Source organism: Thalassovita sp. (assembly GCF_963691685.1).
GTDB lineage: Bacteria > Pseudomonadota > Alphaproteobacteria > Rhodobacterales > Rhodobacteraceae > Thalassobius.
Genome location: NZ_OY829290.1, coordinates 3,955,842 through 3,971,939 on the forward strand (window position 1 = coordinate 3,955,842; position 16,098 = coordinate 3,971,939).

The following is a 16,098-nucleotide window of genomic DNA, read 5'->3' on the forward strand; positions in this document are numbered from 1 at the left end:
GCCGCAGAACAGTCCCAATACTATTGAGGGCCGGCAAAATAAAAGCAAGCGTTCCCCAAGGGTTGCGGCACAACCCTAGGCGGGTAAATCAGCCTTTTTCATGGAAAAAATCATAAATTGTCTGCGCCAAGGTGTCTGAAATCCCCTCAACCGCGCGCAAATCGGCAAGGGCTGCGCGACTCACCGCTTTGGCAGATCCAAAGTGCGCCAAGAGCGCCCTTTTACGCGTCGCGCCAACACCCGGCACCTCATCCAAGGGGGTGGCCCCAATCGATTTGGCCCGTTTGGCGCGGTGTGTTCCGATGGCAAACCGATGCGCCTCATCCCGCATGCGTTGGATGAAATACAGCACCGGATCATTGCGTTGCAGCGCAAAGGGCCGGGTGCCGGGACGGTGAAACTCTTCCTTGCCGTGATCACGGTCCACACCTTTGGCGACCCCGACCATCGGAATGTCCTCCACCCCGTATTCTTCCATAATCTCCTGCACCGCAGACACCTGACCGGCGCCGCCATCGATCAACAACAGATCGGGCCACATGCCCTTGTCGCGGTCCGGGTCCTCTTTCAGCAGGCGCTTGAACCGGCGCGTCAGCACTTCTTTCATCATACCGAAGTCATCACCGGGTGTCAGATCATCGCCCTTGATGTTGAACTTGCGGTATTGGTTTTTCATGAAGCCTTCGGGCCCCGCGACAATCATCCCCCCCACCGCATTGGTGCCTTGAATGTGCGAGTTGTCGTAAACCTCGATCCGCCCCGGCGCCGAGTCGAGGCCAAAGGCCTCCGCCAGACCGTTCAGCAGTTTGGTCTGGGTGGCACTTTCGGACATTTTGCGCGCCAGACTTTCGCGTGCATTGCGCAGCGCCCCATCGACCAGCTCAGCCTTCTCACCCCGCTGGGGGACCAGAATTTCCACCTTGCGCCCCAGCTTTTGGCCCAGGGCCTCGGCCATCAGATCCGGATCATCAATCGGATGCGACAGGATCAACTGCCGCGGTGGTTCCTTGCTGTCGTAGAACTGGCCAAGGAAGGCCTCCAGAACCTCGGGCGCCTCAATATCCACGCCGACGCGCGGATAGAAATCACGGTTGCCCCAGTTCTGCCCCGCCCGGATAAAGAAGACCTGCACACAGGCCTGCCCGTTTTCCATATGCAGCGCGACGATATCGGCCTCTTGCACGGTGCGCGGGTTGATCCCCTGCACGGTCTGCACCTGCGTCAGCGCCCGGATCCGGTCCCGCAGGGCGGCGGCGCGCTCAAACTCCATCGCTTCGCTGGCTTCCATCATCTGTGCCGCCAGTGTTTCCTGAATTTCGGTGGATCGGCCTGACAGAAACTGTTCGGCATCTTTGACAGAGGCTGCGTAATCCTCAGCCGAGATTTTGCCGACGCAGGGTCCAGAGCAACGCTTGATCTGATAAAGCAGACAGGGCCGGCTGCGGCTGGAAAACATCGCATCGGAACAGTTCCGCAGCAGGAACACCTTCTGCAACTGGTTCAGGGTTCGGTTGACCGCCCCTGCGCTGGCGAAGGGACCATAGTAGCGACCCTTGGATTTCTTGGCGCCGCGGTGCTTGGTGATCTGCGGGAACTGATGCGTCGCGGTCACCAGAATGTTGGGAAAGGATTTATCGTCGCGCAGCAGCACGTTGTAGCGCGGCTTCAGCTGCTTGATCAGGTTCTGTTCCAGCAACAACGCCTCAGTTTCTGTCTGCGTTGTCAGAAACATCATCGAGGCGGTTTCCGAAATCATCCGGGCAATGCGCCCCGAATGTCCTGCCGGCCGGGCGTAGTTAGACACCCGCGCCCGCAGATTTCGCGCTTTGCCGACGTAGAGAACCCGCGCCTGCGCATCCAGCATGCGGTAGACGCCGGGCGAAGCGTCCAGCGTCTTGAGATAGTCTTGGATCAGGGCGTGGCCGGTCAGAGAATCGGCGGAGGAATCGGTCATAGACCAGAGATATGATTCCCTCTGCCCGGCTGCAATCTTTGGCGCGATGGGGCAAGAGGAAAGCTTTCCACGGTTTGTGTGGATAACTCTGAAGATATCTTTTGGGGAACCGCGCTTTTTCGTTATTTTTGGGTGATTTTGTTGATCTGCCTAAAAATTAGGCGATATTATAACCTATTGAAAAAAAATAAAACTTTTCTGAAAAATTACCAAGTGGTTGAAATTGTTAAATATTTGGTAACAACTTCGTAACAAAACTGGCCCACGTGCAAAACTTTGGCACGGACTCACCTTTTAGCCGCGCTTATTGATGATATCCGGGGTCTGCCAGGCCAGATGCTGACCACCGTCGGCACAGATCAACTGCCCTGTCACAGCCGGCGAATCGAGGAAAAATCCAAGCGCTGCAGTGATATCGCTGACATTGGCCCCACGCTGCAGAATGGACCGCTGGCGTTGCGCATCAAAGTGGTCTTGGGTTTGCCGTGCACCAATTAAGGTGGTGCCGGGACCGATGGCATTGACCCGAACATGCGGGGCCAACCCCAAGGCTGCGGTCTGGGTAAAGGTCCACAAACCCATCTTGGCCAAAGTGTAGGTCATGAACTCTGGCGTCAGCTTGCGCACGCGCTGATCTACCATATTCACCACCAGACCCTGCGGCATCAATTCACCGTTTTCGTCCCGCGTCGCTTCAGGCACTTGGGCGGCCATCGCTTGGGTCAGCACAAAGGGCGCCCGAAGGTTTGAGTTGAAATGCCGATCCCAGCTGGCGCGGGTGGCCGTTTCCAGCCGGTCATATTCAAACACGGAGGCGTTGTTCACCAGACAGGTAACTGGCGTGTCAAAGGCGGCTGCCACGCGGGGGAACAGCGCTTCGGTCGCCGCCTCATCCAACAGATCGGCCTGAAAAGCCTCAGCCTGCCGCCCCATCGCGCGGGCCTCGGCAACAACCTCTGACGCTTCAGTGGCGGAATTGGCATAATGCACGGCCAGATCGTAGCCGCGACGCGCCAGATAAAGCGCCATCGCGCGCCCCAGACGCTTGCCCGCGCCGGTCACCAATGCAACTGCCATGGGCCCCTCCCGTTTTAGATCAGTGCAGAACCGTGAAGATATAGGTGACGTACAGCCCTGTCAGCACCACACCCCAAATCCGGGTGATATTGGCGCGCAAGAACACGAAAGGCACCAGCAGCAGCGTTGCGCCCAGCATGACCCAAACGTCGAACTCCAAAAGGTCAGGATCAACCGGAATGGGGCTGACCACAGCGGTGACACCAATCACGGCCAGTAGGTTGAACATGTTTGAGCCGATGACATTGCCCAGCGCCACGTCTGCCTGCCTGCGGATCGCCGCCATCACGGTCGTCGCCAGTTCTGGCAGTGAGGTGCCGATGGCCACCAGGGTCAGGCCGATCACTGTTTCCGTGATGCCAAACATGCGGGCGATGGTCACGGCGCTGTCCAACAGCAGGTCTGCGCCCAGTGGCAGGCCGATCAGACCTAACACAAGGTACATGATGATTTTCCACCAGCGCATTTCAGGATCCGCGCCTTCTGGTTCTTCCAGATCATCATCTTCGCCCATGGCGCGGTGCGCCTTGGCCTGAAAGAAGGCCCAGGTCAGCGTCGCCGTCAGAGCCGCCAGCAGCACCACACCACTGACAAAGGTAAAGGTGCCGAAGAAACACAGCCCGATGAACAAGAGGCTGCCGAACACCATCTGCAGATAGCTATTCTTGGTGTTGCAATGAGAGGTGTGCATCGTCGCGATCAGCGCCGGCACCCCCAGCACCAGCAACACATTGGCGGTGTTAGACCCGATGACGTTGCCCAGCGTGATCCCCGGCTTGTCCTCCAGCGCGGCGGTGATTGAGATCAGCAATTCTGGCGCCGAGGTGCCAAAGGCCACCACCGTCAGGCTGACAATCAGGGCCGGGATGCCGATGCGCAGTGACATGTTCACCGCGCCTTTCACCAGCGCATCGCCCGCCAACAGCAAGATCACCAGCCCAAGGGCTGCGTAAAGCCATTCCATCATGTCTTAGCGCACTCCTTTGGTGCAGGGGCACGGGCCCTTGCCGATCTTGAACCGACCACAGCGGGAACAGCGGGCCGAAGCTAGCCGTTTCTGGCCAGGGATTTTCACTTTGCCGAACATCGCCAGAACAGCCATGCCGATCAGAAAGAAGGTGATGATCTTAAACAGCATATCAGAGCCCAAACCGCGCATAGGCGGCGCGCTCTTCCAGCAGGCTGGTGGCGTCCTGCGCCAGCGACATGCCAAAGCGCGACAGGAACCCACGCTTGCGCCCATAGGTCAGGAAGCGCACCTTGCCGCCGTAGATCTCTTTCAGCTTCGGCGTCACATGGCCAATGCCATCAATCAGGCCCAGCGCCTGCGCTTTTTCCGCCATCCAGACACGTCCGGTGAACAGATCAGGATCTTCCGCCAGTTTGGTGCCACGGCGCTCTTTGACGTAGCCCTCAAACACCTGATGCATGTCGCCCAGAATTTCTTTCAGACGCGCAACATCCTCTTCCTTTTCCGGCAGGAAGGGATCCAACATCGATTTCGATTTGACCGAAGTATAGACCCTGCGTTCAACGCCATGCCGGTTGAGCAGCTCATGCGCGCCAAAGCTGGAGGAAATCACCCCGATGGAGCCAATGATTGAGGCCGGGTCGGCATAGATGTCATCAGCGGCCGCAGCCAGCCAGTAACCGCCCGAGGCTGCCACATCTTCGACGAATGCGTGCACCGGGATCTTCTTTTCCGCTGCCAGCCGTCGCACCCGCGCGGCAATCAGCGAAGACTGCACGGGTGAGCCCCCGGGCGAATTGATCACCAGGGCCACCGCCTGCGGCTTACCTTTGCGGAACGCGCGCTCAATCAGCGGCGCCAAGGCGGCATCATTGAGGGGGGCACGATCACCTGATGCGATCATACCCTGCATCCGCACCACAGCGAGCCGTGGGCGTTTCGATTTAAACGGCAGCTTAATCATCATATCGCCCATTTAGAGACGCAGCCCCTTGCGGACAAGGGAGCGAGGCAATGCGTCCACGGTTTCGTGACGGAAAAGACTCGGTTTTTGGGGCCTCGGGCAGATGGTAGCGAAAACATCCCATTTGATCCTGTCCCCAACCGGCCTCACCTCAGCTGGCCAGCATCTTGAGGCCCTGCGTCACGTCAGAGCGCACCGCCAGCCGCAACCCTGGTTCATCACCGGCGCGCAGGGCCGCGATGATCAGGCGGTGGAAATGCGGCGGCTCTGTGCGGCGCAGCCGACCATAAAGGGCGCGCATGGTTGGTCCCAGCTGCAGCCAAACGGTTTCGGCCATGGCCAGCATCGCCGGGGCCTGCGCCCGCAGATAAAGCGTGCGATGAAATTCAAGGTTGGTGCGGATGTAGGCCACGGCATCTTTGTGCGCGACCGCCTCGGAGATGGCCCCGTTGATGGTCTGCAGACGTTCGATCAGCGCCATATGCGCCCGCGGCATCGCACGGCTGGCCAGCTCAACCTCAATGAGGCTGCGCAGCGCCGCCAGTTCTTCGATCCGCTCATTGCTCAACTCGGGCGTCGCCACCCGCCCTGAGGTCGAAAGCGTCAGCGCGCCCTCAGCCACCAGACGGCGCACGGCCTCACGCGCGGGCGTCATCGACACCTCAAACTCTTTCCCGATCCCGCGCAAGGTCAGTGCCTGTCCCGGTCCGATCTCCCCATGCATGATTCGGGTCCGCAAACCACGATAGACACGATCATGGGCAGAAGAGGGTGAGGTTTCGGGGCGTGGATTGATCAGCATGGGACTATGTGATCACAAATCGACACAGGGTCAATTGGCTTTCTGCGGTCAATTGCCGAAGCGATAGCGGTGCAGCTCAGAACCGTTTTCGCGTAGCCAGCCCCGCGCCGCGCTGTAGTCGCCATAAAGCTCCTCAACCTGACGCCAGAAGGCGGCGGAGTGATCCATATGCCTCAGATGCGCAACCTCATGGGCGGCGACATATTCCAGCACTTCCATCGGCGCCATCACCAGCCGCCAAGAGTACATCAGCACCCCAGCCGAGGAACAGGACCCCCAGCGGGACCGCGTGTCCCGCAGGGAGATCCGGCTATAGGGACGTTTCAGATCTGCCGCATAACGATCCGAGGCCGCAGCCAGCTGTTCCCGTGCCAAGGCCTTGAGAAAGGCGGCCAATCTGCGCCCGGCGGTCTCAGCGTTGCCGGGCACCAGGATCTGCTGGTCGCGCACCACAATACGCCGCCCCTGCCCGGCCAGTACCTGATATGGCTGGCCGTAAATGGGTAGCTCACAGCCAATGCCGACATCAACAACCTCGGGCCGACTGGCGATCTGACGGCGCAGCCACTCTGCCTTCTCCGCGGCGAAGGCCAGCCCCTGACGTTCAGCCACCCCGTTGGGCAGGGTCAGGGTCACCTTGGCATCCAGACCAGAGACACGCAGCGACAGCCGGCGCGCCTGCGCCGAACGTCGCAGATGCACTTCGACCGGGGGATCACCGGCCAGAACATGAGGTGCATTGTCGCCTTTCTGCTTGGGCATCGGGTGCCTATCCTTTAAAGCCTTTGACACGCAAAGCCTGTTATGGCAGGTGGCCCTGATTGTCGACAAGACCATGTGAATTGAGAGGGATCCCTGATGCCCAAAGAAGAATGGGGTGTAAAGCGCGTTTGCCCCACCACCGGCAAGCGCTTCTACGACCTGAACAAAGACCCGATCGTCAGCCCCTACACTGGCGACATCGTTGAGACCGAAGCCACCAAGAGCCGCATGATCTCTGCCGACGCAGAGGATGCTTCGGCGAAGAAAGCAACCGCGTCCGATTCGGATTCGGATGGCGATCTGCTGGAAGAAGACAACGTTGACGTTGAGCTGGATGATGACCTGCTGGACGACGACGATGACGATAACGTTTCGCTGGATGAGCTGGCTGACGTTCCCGCAGAAGACGACGAATAAAAAATATCCTGCGGGTGGAATTTTCCGCTTGCGCCCACCCGCAGGAGCCTCTAGATAGCGGCGCACAGGCTAACACAGCCTGCCACACAAGCCTCTGAGGCTTGGGAAATTGGGGCCTTAGCTCAGCTGGGAGAGCGCCTGCATGGCATGCAGGAGGTCAGCGGTTCGATCCCGCTAGGCTCCACCAAATTCCCGTCCGAAAAATCTGCTTTCGTTAGTCGCCACGCATATCGCATGGTTTTCGGTTTACATGTCCCGGCAAAGCGACCGCCTGCCGTACGTTCAGCGAACCAGACGATCGTTCCCTCGGCGTGGCGGTATATGAGGAAATTTGTCTGACGGCGTTCCGCCCAACCCAATCGGATCAAAGGTCAGGAAAGCCCCACTTTTCCTACCGTAGTTTCCGCATTTCCCCAAAGCGATGATCGCGAATCAGTTTTGCGTGAAATCTGTCGTGAATTGCCCCACATGGCCGAAGCTTTCCAAAACTATCCAAAGGAGAGTGAAAACTGCCGAAACTTTAACCCAAAACTTGCCATTACGACGTGTAATTGACGCGGTACGCCCTTAACAACGCGGACAAATCCCTTATCCTCAGAGCAGATTGAAATCTGCGCTCATCGCGTCAGAGTTTAACGTGAAGGTTAAGAGGTTCGCGCTGTCAAAGCCGTTTGCCACAGATGACGCCCATGCCGCAAAGCTGCGGAAGGGGGCGGTAAAAACGGGTTGGCAATCGCCACCCCACTCTGCTGGTGCGCGCCTTGCATCTCCTGACAGCGATCATCAGGCCCTTAGGGTCCTGAACGCTTTCGCCATCGACCTGATGAAAATCCCCTCCAAGGCGGAATTGGCCTGGTATGTGGCCCGCGAAGTGGTCGCCCAGTTGGGATTTTCCGATTGCGTGGTCTATTACACCCAAGCCGATGGCAAAACGCTGCGCCAAATGGCGGCGCTGGGGGACGTCAAAAACCCGCAACTCTGTGAAATCATTAACCCGCTGATCATCCCCTTCGGTCGCGGCATCACCGGCACGGTGGCCGAAACCGGTGAAGCGCAGGTGGTGAATGACCTCTTGGAGGATGAGCGTTACATTCCCGACGTGATACCGGCCCGGTCTGAGATTTGTGTGCCGATCAAGATCGGTGAGCGCGTGGTTGGTGTGATCGATTCCGAAGACGCCCGCGCAGATCACTATACCCCCTGGCATCAGGAACAGCTGGAAACCATCGCGGCGATGATGGCCGCGCGGATCAACCTGCTGGAACAGGACAAAAGCCGCGAACTGGCCGCCCAACTGCGCCACAGCGAAGCGCGCTTCCGTGATTTCACCGAAACCGCTGCCGATTGGGTCTGGGAAACAGATCGCACCCATGTGTTCCGCTTTGTCTCAGGCAGCCTGGCACTGGATCAGGACACCGGCCTCAGCGCCACGGATCTGCTGGGTGAGAACTGCCGCGTGCTTGGCGCCAAACGGATGCACCGCGACAGACAGGCAGACCTGTTGCATCAGCTGCAAAGCCAGCAGGTGTTCAAACAGCTGCGCTTCACCATCAAGGCGCCGGATGGCAGCCGACGGATCATGCGGATCAGCGGCAAACCTCTGTTCGACGCCTCCGGCAATTTCCAAGGCTATCGCGGCACCGGTGTTGATGTCACCGAACAGGAGCTGACCCACGAACGTCTGACGACGCTCTACCGGGTGATTGACGCGATGGCAGAACCGATCGCGGTGTTTGATCCGGACGATTGTATCTCCTTCACCAATGCGGCCTTTAAGGAAATGCATGCCCGGGTGCCGCGTGCGATCCGCCAGGGCGTCAGCTTCCGCGAACATCTGGAAATTTTGGCCGAGGCCGGTCAGATCACCGACGTCAAAGGCGACATGAAACTTTGGGTGGACCAGACGGTGGCCCGCCACCAGAACCCTCAAGGAACGTTCGAATTTCACCGCGACGGCTCCGGCTGGTTCCAGGGCAGTGAACGCAAGCTGCAAAACGGCTATCAGGTCCTATTGCTGACCAACATCAACCGTCTGAAAGGGGTGGAGCAGAAGCTGATCTCGGCCCGTGAGGCGGCGGATGCAGCAAACATCGCCAAGTCGGAATTCCTGGCCAATATGAGTCACGAAATCCGCACCCCAATGAACGGCATCATCGGTCTGACGGAGTTGCTGCGGCAGCGGCTTGCGGATCCGGAGCTGGTTCACAAAGCGGAAACCATCAGCCAGTCCGCCAATGCGCTGCTGCGGATCATCGACGACATCCTTGATTTCTCCAAGATCGAAGCACGTATGCTGCAGGTTGAGGCGCACCCCTGTAATCTGGCCACGCCGCTGCAACAGCTGGTTGAGATCTACCAACCACTGGCCGAGGATAAGGGCCTGACCATCACCCTGGACATCACCGCCGATTTGGCGTCTGTCCTATCGCTGGATGAGGGACGCCTGCGGCAGATCCTGTCCAACCTGCTGAGCAACGCGGTGAAATTCACCCCGGGCCGGTCCGAAGGTCATGCTGGATTGGTGGAGGTTCTGGCCTATCAGAACGACGATGGGCAACTGTCCATCGATGTGATCGACAACGGCATCGGCATCTCGCAAGAGGCCGCAGCGCGTGTCTTTGACCCGTTTTCGCAGGCAGAAAACAGCACCACCCGCCGGTTTGGCGGCACCGGTCTGGGTCTGTCGATCAGTCGGAACCTTGCCCAGTTGATGGGCGGGGATCTAACCCTGATGCCGCGCGAAAGTGGCAGCCAGTTCCGTGTGACCCTGCCTTATGAACCGCTGTTGGATCAGCAGCCCTCGCCCGCGGCGCCGATGCAACCGCATGAAATGCCATTGCCCCCGATGGAGCTGGCAGAAGCCGCTGAAACCGCCCCAAAACGTATTCTTGTGGTCGAAGACAACGACATCAACGCGATGGTCATCTCCAAACAGTTGGAGACGCTGGGCTACGCCGCAACCCTTGCCAATGACGGGCTGAAAGGTCTGGCGCTATGGCAGAGCGGTGAGTTTGATATGGTGCTGACGGATTGCCATATGCCTGAAATGGACGGCTACGATCTGGCCCGCAGCATCCGCAAGCTGGAGGCCGAGAGCGACCGCGACCGCTGCCATATCATTGCGATCACCGCCAACGCCCTGAAAAGCGAAGAGGCCAAATGCCTTGCCGCCGGGATGGACGCTTTCCTGGCCAAGCCGGTGACCATCGCCACCCTGCGCAACGCCCTGCAAGTCTGACGGGGATCAGCCCCCCGCCTTGATCCGTTTTTCAGGCGCGTCTTCATCCGTCATATCCACATCCAGCGCCTCGATCAGGCGGGTGTCCAGCAGCTGACCGCCGCGGTAAAGGATCGGATAGCAGACCGATGCCACGTGGCTGTTCACCTCCCGAATGGCGCGCAGCACCTCTAGATGCACATCACTGGACTCAAAGCTCTTCTGACTGCCCGAGGCCAGCCGTTTCAAATGCTTCTTCCGGCTCGACCGCTCCGCGCGGGTCATTTCGTTTTTCTCTTCCAGCAGCAGGCGGGCGGTCTCAATGTCGTCTGAGATCAACACGTTGGAGGCCAGCCCGATGTTGGACATCAGCCGCTCATGCAGTTGCGTCAGCTCCTCTTTGCCGGACTTTGAGAACACGATCCCTTCGGCGTCGCGACGTTTGGCAAGCGGCAGCAGCACCTTGGCCACCAGATCCCCACCAGTTTCCAGCGCGATGGCATATTCCGTGAGCTCACGCGCGGCTTTCTGGTCGGCCTTGCTCATTTCGTCCTGCGGCATGGCAGCGACGTAGCGGCGGATTTCGTCCAGCGCCTCATTCACAAACCGATCCCGCGCGATCAGCGTGCCCGCCCGCTGTTTGTCATAGCGCAGCATCAGATCCATCACCGGCGCGGCCATGCTGGCCAGCACCTGCTCCATCCGCAGCACTTCGCGTTTCAAGTTGGCAAGCGCCAGCGCCGGTGTGCTGAGCGCCGCGTCATCCAAAACGCTGACAAATTCCGGCGGGCGATCGGCGTCTTCATCCGGCACATCCGGCAGGAACCGCAGCAAGGGCGGTTCAAGGAAGCGGGTGAAGGGCAGTGCCAGCAACAGCAGACAGTTGAAGGCGACGTGCATGTTGATCAGCGTCTGGGCAGCCTGTGCTGTGCCAAGAAACGACAATGCCGGCAGGCGATTGACCAGAACCAGCATCAAAATCGCTCCGGTGCCCCGCAACAGGAAGTTGGCAAAGGGCACCCGGCGCGCAGTGGGGGACAGGCTGCGGGTCAACCAGATCGGGATCAGGGCCGAACCAAGGTTGGCGCCAAGCACCAGTGACACACCGGCAATGACCGGGATGGCGCCGATATCAACAAGGGTCACGCACATCAGGATCACTGCGACCGACGAATGCATAAACCACGCAAGCAATGCGCCGATCACAAAGGCCGTGACAAAATCATTGGCCAGAAAGCTGGCAATCGATGGCAGGAAGGCGCTGTCCCGGATCGGGTCCATGGTTTCGCGCAGGAAGCGCAGCGAAATCAGAATGAAGGCGATGCCCAGAATGATCCGTCCTGCTTGTTTCAAACGGCGCTGGTCCGACTTGATGAAGAAACCGCCGCCCAGCGCCAGCAGCACCGGCACCAGCCATTCCAGATCAAAAGACAGCACCTGGATCAGCAGTGCCGATCCCAGATCAGCACCCAGCACCACCGACAGACCAGCGGCGAACCCCAAGGCCCCCGTGCCGGCAAATCCTGCCACCAACAGCGCCACCGCGGCCGAGCTTTGCAGGATGATCGCCATCACCAGCCCGGTTGAGGCCGCGCGCAGTGGGTTGGTGTTGGCCGTCACCACACGACGGAAAGAGGGGCCAAAGGCACGTTCGATCCCTGTCCGCACCATCCGCACCGCGTAAAGCAACAGCATCGTGGCGCCCATCAGCTGGACGACAAAGGAAAGGATCAACATGGTATGCCTCCTGTTTTTTTCTGCTCGTTTGCCCAGATGCTGCCCGTCAGGGACGTCTCAAAACCAGCGCCAGAGCCGAGTGTTTTTTGGCAATTCCCCATGCATAGCACAAAAATTCCCCTATACGGCAAGGGTTTGGCGCTCACTCTGCCGTGAATTTTCCGCAATTGTCGACGAAATCTCGCCACATTCGTTGACCAATTTCACCTTGGGCAGACCCGTGGGGATGGGACTGAAGGATAAGGAAACGGGGACATGAAACTACTGGCGGTCGATGACGACCCGATGATCCTGGAGCTGTTGCTTGAGACGCTTCCGGGGCTTGGATACCCCGATGTGACCGGGGCAGGCTCGGCAGCAGAAGCGATGAAACTCATCGCGGAGGCGCCGCAAGGTTTTGATGGATTTCTCCTTGATATTCAGATGCCTGGCATGACCGGCATCGACCTGTGCCGCTGGCTTAGGGATCAGCCGGGTCATGGACAGTCACCCGTTTTAATGATCACCGCCATGTCGGACCGTGGCTTCATCGATCAAAGCTTTGCAGCCGGGGCCACGGACTATGTGACCAAGCCGTTTAACCCGCAAGAACTGAGCGCTCGCCTGCAGCATGCGCAGAAACTGCATGAGGAACGCCGCACCCCGGTGGACATGCCGCAGGACGCCATCACCACTGAGGCGCGTGGCGTGCAAATGCCCGCCTTTTCACTCACCACGCCGTTCAACATCGCCGAAGTCTCAGGTGTGGTGGATCTGCTGGCGCTGGAGAATTACATGCTGCAGCTTGGCCGTGGCGGCATGATTGCCTCGGCCTGTTTTGCTTATCGGATCCACAGTGTGGAGCGGCTGTATGACAGTTGTTCCAGCGAGGAATACTATTACACCATGGCCGATGTGGCCGAGGCGATCGCCGAAAGCCTTGCCTATTACGAAACCTTCGTGGCCCATGCCGGTCGCGGTGGTTTTGTCTGTGTCTCACATGGTCACAGCCTGCCCGAAGCTGAGGAACTGCTGCTGTCCATACGCGACCGACTGGAAGCGATGGAGCTGCAATATGATGATGGTCGGCCTATGCCGCTAGCCCTCAACGGATCCCCACAGATGCGTCTGGGCCTACGGTCAGGTCCCGCCGCGCTGGACCAGCTGGACCGCGCCCTGGCCGCAGCCGCGCCCAGCGATCCGGCGCCCGTACAGATCCGGCCCCGCCCCGCGATTGGATCGATTTGGAAACGTCTGTTCCGCCGCGCCCTTGGGGGGCTGAACTGATGGCGGATCTGGGCCTGTTTCACCGCCGTCCAAGCCTGCGCCTGCCCAGTTTTCCGACCGCACGCCGGATGCTGCGCAAGATCGGCGAAAACGCCCATGTGTTGATTTACATCTACCTGATCGCCTCAATGGCGGTGATGGAACTGGTGTTGGAACGCTACACAATCGGCCGCGCCCAGGCGGCGCTGACCGAAGAGATCGGTGAACAGGCCAACACACTGCGGGCCAAGCTGCAGGGGGAAGTCATGGCGCGCGATCTGCAGATGCGCGGTATGGCCGCTGCCATCACCTCAATGCCTGACCTCAGCGCCACCCAATTTGATGAGATTGCCACCCAAGTCACCGGCGATGATCCGATGATCCAGATGATCGCGGCAGCGCCTGATCTGGTGATCGGCCAGATCCACCCCGCCCAAGGGAATGAGGCGCTGATTGGCCTGAACTACCGCGACTATGCCTCAGTCATGATGGCCATCGAACGGGCACGGCACTCGGGCCAGACGGTGCTGGATGGTCCGGCAACCCTCAGCGATGACACGCAAGGCCTGGTGCTGCGCACCCCGATTTTTGTCGGCATGAACGGGGCCGAAATGCGCCGGTTCTGGGGGCTGATGTCTGTCACGCTGGACCTGAACCTGATGCTGCGGGCCGCGGGTGTACCCCAGGCTGGCAAACACCTGGATATCGCGCTGCGCAGGCCGGCCGGCGACATGGGCCCTGCCCGAATGATCCACGGCGATGCGACCCTGTTTGAACAGGCCGCCGTGCGTCTGGACGTGGACCTGCCGCAGGGCAAATGGGACCTCGCCGTGCGCCCCGCCGGCGGCTGGCCGCGCCATGTTGAAGAACGGCGCCAGCTGCGGTTCTGGATGCTTCTGGGCACGGTTCTGGCACTGCTGATTGCCGGGTATTTCATCGAGATCAGCCGTCGCAAAACCTCGGCTGAAACCAATCTGGTCAAGGCAATCAACGCGATTTCCGATGGTTTCGCGCTGTTTGATGCAAATGACCGTCTGGTCATGAGCAACGACCAATTCCGCCGCAGCCTTGGCAGCACTGGTGATAGGTTGCGCCCCGGCCTGCGGTTTGAAGATATGCTGCGCAACGGCGTCAAAAGCGGCCTTTACCCACAAGCCGAGGGACGCGAAGAGGCTTGGATCGCGGACCGGATGCAGGCGCATCAGGCGGCGGATTTTGAACAAGATGAGCTGCTGGCCGATGGCACCTGGCTGCGCGCCTCCGAACGGCGCACCGCGGACGGTTGGACCGTTGCCTTCCGGCTCGACATCACCGCGTTGAAAGAGGCGCAACTGGCGGCAGAGGCTGCCAATCACGCCAAGACCGAGTTCTTGAACGTAATGACCCATGAACTGCGCACGCCGCTGACGGTGATCCTGGGCTACAACGCTTTCCTCAAAGATCCCTCAGCCCTGCCCGCCAATATGGCGTTGACCGAAACCTTGGCCGATCCACAGGCAACGCAGGCTGATCTGCAGGCCCGGCAACAGGCGCTGCTGGATGTGGTGGCCCGCTATTCGGCAAAAATGGACGCCTCGGGTCAGCACCTGCTGAACCTCATTCAAGAAACCCTTGATTACGCCAAGATCGAAGAGGGTAAAATGCAGGTCTCCCCCAGCGCTCTACCAGTGCGCGGGTTGATCGAAGATGTGGTCGATCAGTTCCAACAACAAGCCGATGCCAAAGGCCTCGATCTGTGGGCTGAGGCCGATGAGGTTGCCGTGATGGCCGACGAAACCCGCCTGAAACAGATCCTGTTCAATCTGGTGGGCAATGCGCTTAAGTTCACCGATCGCGGTGAAATTGCCATCAGGACCGAAGTGGTCGGGGACACGTTGCGGTTTTCTGTCATCGATTCGGGCCGTGGTATTCCGCTGCATGAACAGGACAATGTGTTCAACAGCTTCCATCAGGTCGAAGGGTCCAACCTGCGCCGTCAGGGGGGCACGGGTCTGGGGCTGGCGATCAGCCGCAAGCTGGTGAAACTGCACGGCGGCGCCATGGCGTTGCAAAGCCGTGAAGGCCACGGCAGCTGCTTTAGCTTCACCATTCCGCTGGCCTGATCGTCTGGTCTGAAAGTAGCCGCAAATGCCCCTTGTCAAATCGGGGGCGATCCCGCTCAATGGTGGGAACGCCACCAACCAAAGACGGGAGCTATCTCATGGCCGACCTCAGCACCGCACTTGCCGCGATTGATGCCGCCAACGCGGCCGATCCAACGCTGGAAGACGGCAAACCGGCCGCGCTGCTCTATGGGGAACGCATGACGGCGGAGCTGACCGCGCTTTACCCGGACGCCTCTGAAGTGTTGCAGATCGCATCACGTGGTCAGCACATTGAACGCTGGCTTCTGCCCCGCAAGGACTACCCCGAAGGCAAAGCTGGCTATTACGCCTGGCGCAAGGAACAGGGCCGACGCCACGGTGAACGCGTGGCAGGGATCATGGCGGATGCCGGATATGATGCAGAGGCGCAGACCCGCGTTGGCGTCTTGCTGCGCAAAGAGGGCATCAAGAAAGACGACGAGGTGCAGGCGCTGGAAGATGTCATCTGCTTCACTTTCATCCGGTGGTATCTGCAGGGCTTCGCAGCCACCCGCAGCGACGACGATCTGGCCAAGATTGTTGCCAAAACAGCCCGCAAAATGTCAGCCGAGGCACGGGCGCGGGCCTTGCAGGAATTCCCGATGCCAGATGCGCTGGCAGTGAGTTTTACCGGCTAATTCGGTGCAAGCTTCCGTAAGGGCAATCAACCTTTAGGCAACTGCCTGAAGGCCCCCTTGGGCCGCAGAAACATTCAAAAAACAAGAGGCTGTGCAAAAAGACTAAACTCATGGGGGAGTTGCGGCTAAGGTGATTCCAAGTAATTTCCGAGACGGCGACAAGCGCCATGACCCTGATTGCGCTTAGACCCG

Annotated in this window: 13 protein-coding genes and 1 tRNA gene; 6 read left to right on the forward strand and 8 right to left on the reverse strand. The window is 59.5% G+C overall.

Annotated features, from left to right (window positions below; translation table 11 throughout):
• Positions 1–88: 88 nt before the first annotated feature.
• From uvrC to ACORLH_RS19270, 7 genes are all read right to left on the reverse strand, one after another.
• Complete coding sequence (uvrC, locus tag ACORLH_RS19240; RefSeq protein ID WP_321829940.1) at positions 89–1,954, reverse strand: excinuclease ABC subunit UvrC; 1,866 nt, start codon at positions 1,952–1,954, stop codon at positions 89–91.
• Between the two features lie 294 nt (positions 1,955–2,248).
• Positions 2,249–3,031, reverse strand: coding sequence for an SDR family oxidoreductase (locus ACORLH_RS19245; RefSeq protein WP_321829941.1), 783 nt, complete (start codon positions 3,029–3,031; stop codon positions 2,249–2,251).
• Between the two features lie 19 nt (positions 3,032–3,050).
• Entirely contained in the window at positions 3,051–3,998 is a 948-nt protein-coding gene (locus tag ACORLH_RS19250; protein WP_321829942.1) for a calcium/sodium antiporter, read from the reverse strand.
• A gap of 3 nt (positions 3,999–4,001) precedes the next feature.
• Entirely contained in the window at positions 4,002–4,169 is a 168-nt protein-coding gene (locus ACORLH_RS19255) for a hypothetical protein (RefSeq protein ID WP_165590013.1), read from the reverse strand.
• 1 nt (position 4,170) lies between these two features.
• Positions 4,171–4,968: a S49 family peptidase gene (locus ACORLH_RS19260; protein WP_321832854.1), complete on the reverse strand. Its 798-nt coding sequence runs from the start codon at positions 4,966–4,968 to the stop codon at positions 4,171–4,173.
• Positions 4,969–5,116: 148 nt separating this feature from the next.
• On the reverse strand, positions 5,117–5,767 hold the full coding sequence (locus ACORLH_RS19265) for a GntR family transcriptional regulator (RefSeq protein ID WP_321829943.1): 651 nt from the start codon (positions 5,765–5,767) through the stop codon (positions 5,117–5,119).
• 48 nt (positions 5,768–5,815) lie between these two features.
• Positions 5,816–6,529, reverse strand: a complete 714-nt coding sequence (locus ACORLH_RS19270) for a SprT family zinc-dependent metalloprotease (RefSeq protein ID WP_321829944.1) — start codon at positions 6,527–6,529, stop codon at positions 5,816–5,818.
• 96 nt (positions 6,530–6,625) lie between these two features.
• Here ACORLH_RS19270 and ACORLH_RS19275 point away from each other — a divergent pair, with 96 nt between their 5' ends.
• The 3 genes from ACORLH_RS19275 (at position 6,626) to ACORLH_RS19285 (ending at position 10,184) form a co-directional block, all read left to right on the forward strand.
• On the forward strand, positions 6,626–6,946 hold the full coding sequence (locus tag ACORLH_RS19275) for a TIGR02300 family protein (protein WP_321829945.1): 321 nt from the start codon (positions 6,626–6,628) through the stop codon (positions 6,944–6,946).
• A gap of 111 nt (positions 6,947–7,057) precedes the next feature.
• Positions 7,058–7,133 (forward strand) — tRNA-Ala (locus ACORLH_RS19280).
• A gap of 636 nt (positions 7,134–7,769) precedes the next feature.
• The gene (locus ACORLH_RS19285) at positions 7,770–10,184 is read left to right on the forward strand and encodes an ATP-binding protein (protein WP_321829946.1); all 2,415 of its coding nucleotides are present in this window, start codon (positions 7,770–7,772) and stop codon (positions 10,182–10,184) included.
• A 6-nt stretch (positions 10,185–10,190) separates the two neighbouring features.
• On the opposite strand, the gene ACORLH_RS19290 is transcribed toward ACORLH_RS19285, so the two are convergent.
• A complete protein-coding gene (locus ACORLH_RS19290; protein WP_321829947.1) occupies positions 10,191–11,900 on the reverse strand; it encodes a Na/Pi cotransporter family protein in 1,710 nt (569 codons plus the stop codon).
• A gap of 255 nt (positions 11,901–12,155) precedes the next feature.
• Between ACORLH_RS19290 and ACORLH_RS19295 the strand changes: the two genes are divergently transcribed.
• The 3 genes from ACORLH_RS19295 to ACORLH_RS19305 all read left to right on the forward strand — a co-directional run bounded on the left by ACORLH_RS19295 (position 12,156) and on the right by ACORLH_RS19305 (position 15,906).
• Complete coding sequence (locus tag ACORLH_RS19295; RefSeq protein WP_321829948.1) at positions 12,156–13,166, forward strand: response regulator; 1,011 nt, start codon at positions 12,156–12,158, stop codon at positions 13,164–13,166.
• Positions 13,166–15,247, forward strand: coding sequence for an ATP-binding protein (locus tag ACORLH_RS19300; RefSeq protein WP_321829949.1), 2,082 nt, complete (start codon positions 13,166–13,168; stop codon positions 15,245–15,247). Before ACORLH_RS19295 ends, ACORLH_RS19300 begins: the two co-directional genes overlap by 1 nt.
• 98 nt (positions 15,248–15,345) lie before the next feature.
• On the forward strand, positions 15,346–15,906 hold the full coding sequence (locus ACORLH_RS19305) for a DUF4202 domain-containing protein (protein ID WP_321829950.1): 561 nt from the start codon (positions 15,346–15,348) through the stop codon (positions 15,904–15,906).
• Positions 15,907–16,098: the final 192 nt, after the last annotated feature.

What these genes read in the sequence shown, in the direction of transcription:
- ACORLH_RS19290 (WP_321829947.1), bottom strand. Translation starts at nt 11,900, where the DNA reads ATGTTGATCCTTTCCTTTGTCGTCCAGCTGATGGGCGCCACGATGCTG.
- ACORLH_RS19295 (WP_321829948.1), top strand. Translation starts at nt 12,156, where the DNA reads ATGAAACTACTGGCGGTCGATGACGACCCGATGATCCTGGAGCTGTTG.
- ACORLH_RS19255 (WP_165590013.1), bottom strand. Translation starts at nt 4,169, where the DNA reads ATGCTGTTTAAGATCATCACCTTCTTTCTGATCGGCATGGCTGTTCTG.
- ACORLH_RS19245 (WP_321829941.1), bottom strand. Translation starts at nt 3,031, where the DNA reads ATGGCAGTTGCATTGGTGACCGGCGCGGGCAAGCGTCTGGGGCGCGCG.
- ACORLH_RS19270 (WP_321829944.1), bottom strand. Translation starts at nt 6,529, where the DNA reads ATGCCCAAGCAGAAAGGCGACAATGCACCTCATGTTCTGGCCGGTGAT.
- ACORLH_RS19300 (WP_321829949.1), top strand. Translation starts at nt 13,166, where the DNA reads ATGGCGGATCTGGGCCTGTTTCACCGCCGTCCAAGCCTGCGCCTGCCC.
- ACORLH_RS19285 (WP_321829946.1), top strand. Translation starts at nt 7,770, where the DNA reads ATGAAAATCCCCTCCAAGGCGGAATTGGCCTGGTATGTGGCCCGCGAA.
- ACORLH_RS19275 (WP_321829945.1), top strand. Translation starts at nt 6,626, where the DNA reads ATGCCCAAAGAAGAATGGGGTGTAAAGCGCGTTTGCCCCACCACCGGC.
- ACORLH_RS19250 (WP_321829942.1), bottom strand. Translation starts at nt 3,998, where the DNA reads ATGATGGAATGGCTTTACGCAGCCCTTGGGCTGGTGATCTTGCTGTTG.
- ACORLH_RS19305 (WP_321829950.1), top strand. Translation starts at nt 15,346, where the DNA reads ATGGCCGACCTCAGCACCGCACTTGCCGCGATTGATGCCGCCAACGCG.
- uvrC (WP_321829940.1), bottom strand. Translation starts at nt 1,954, where the DNA reads ATGACCGATTCCTCCGCCGATTCTCTGACCGGCCACGCCCTGATCCAA.
- ACORLH_RS19260 (WP_321832854.1), bottom strand. Translation starts at nt 4,968, where the DNA reads ATGATGATTAAGCTGCCGTTTAAATCGAAACGCCCACGGCTCGCTGTG.
- ACORLH_RS19265 (WP_321829943.1), bottom strand. Translation starts at nt 5,767, where the DNA reads ATGCTGATCAATCCACGCCCCGAAACCTCACCCTCTTCTGCCCATGAT.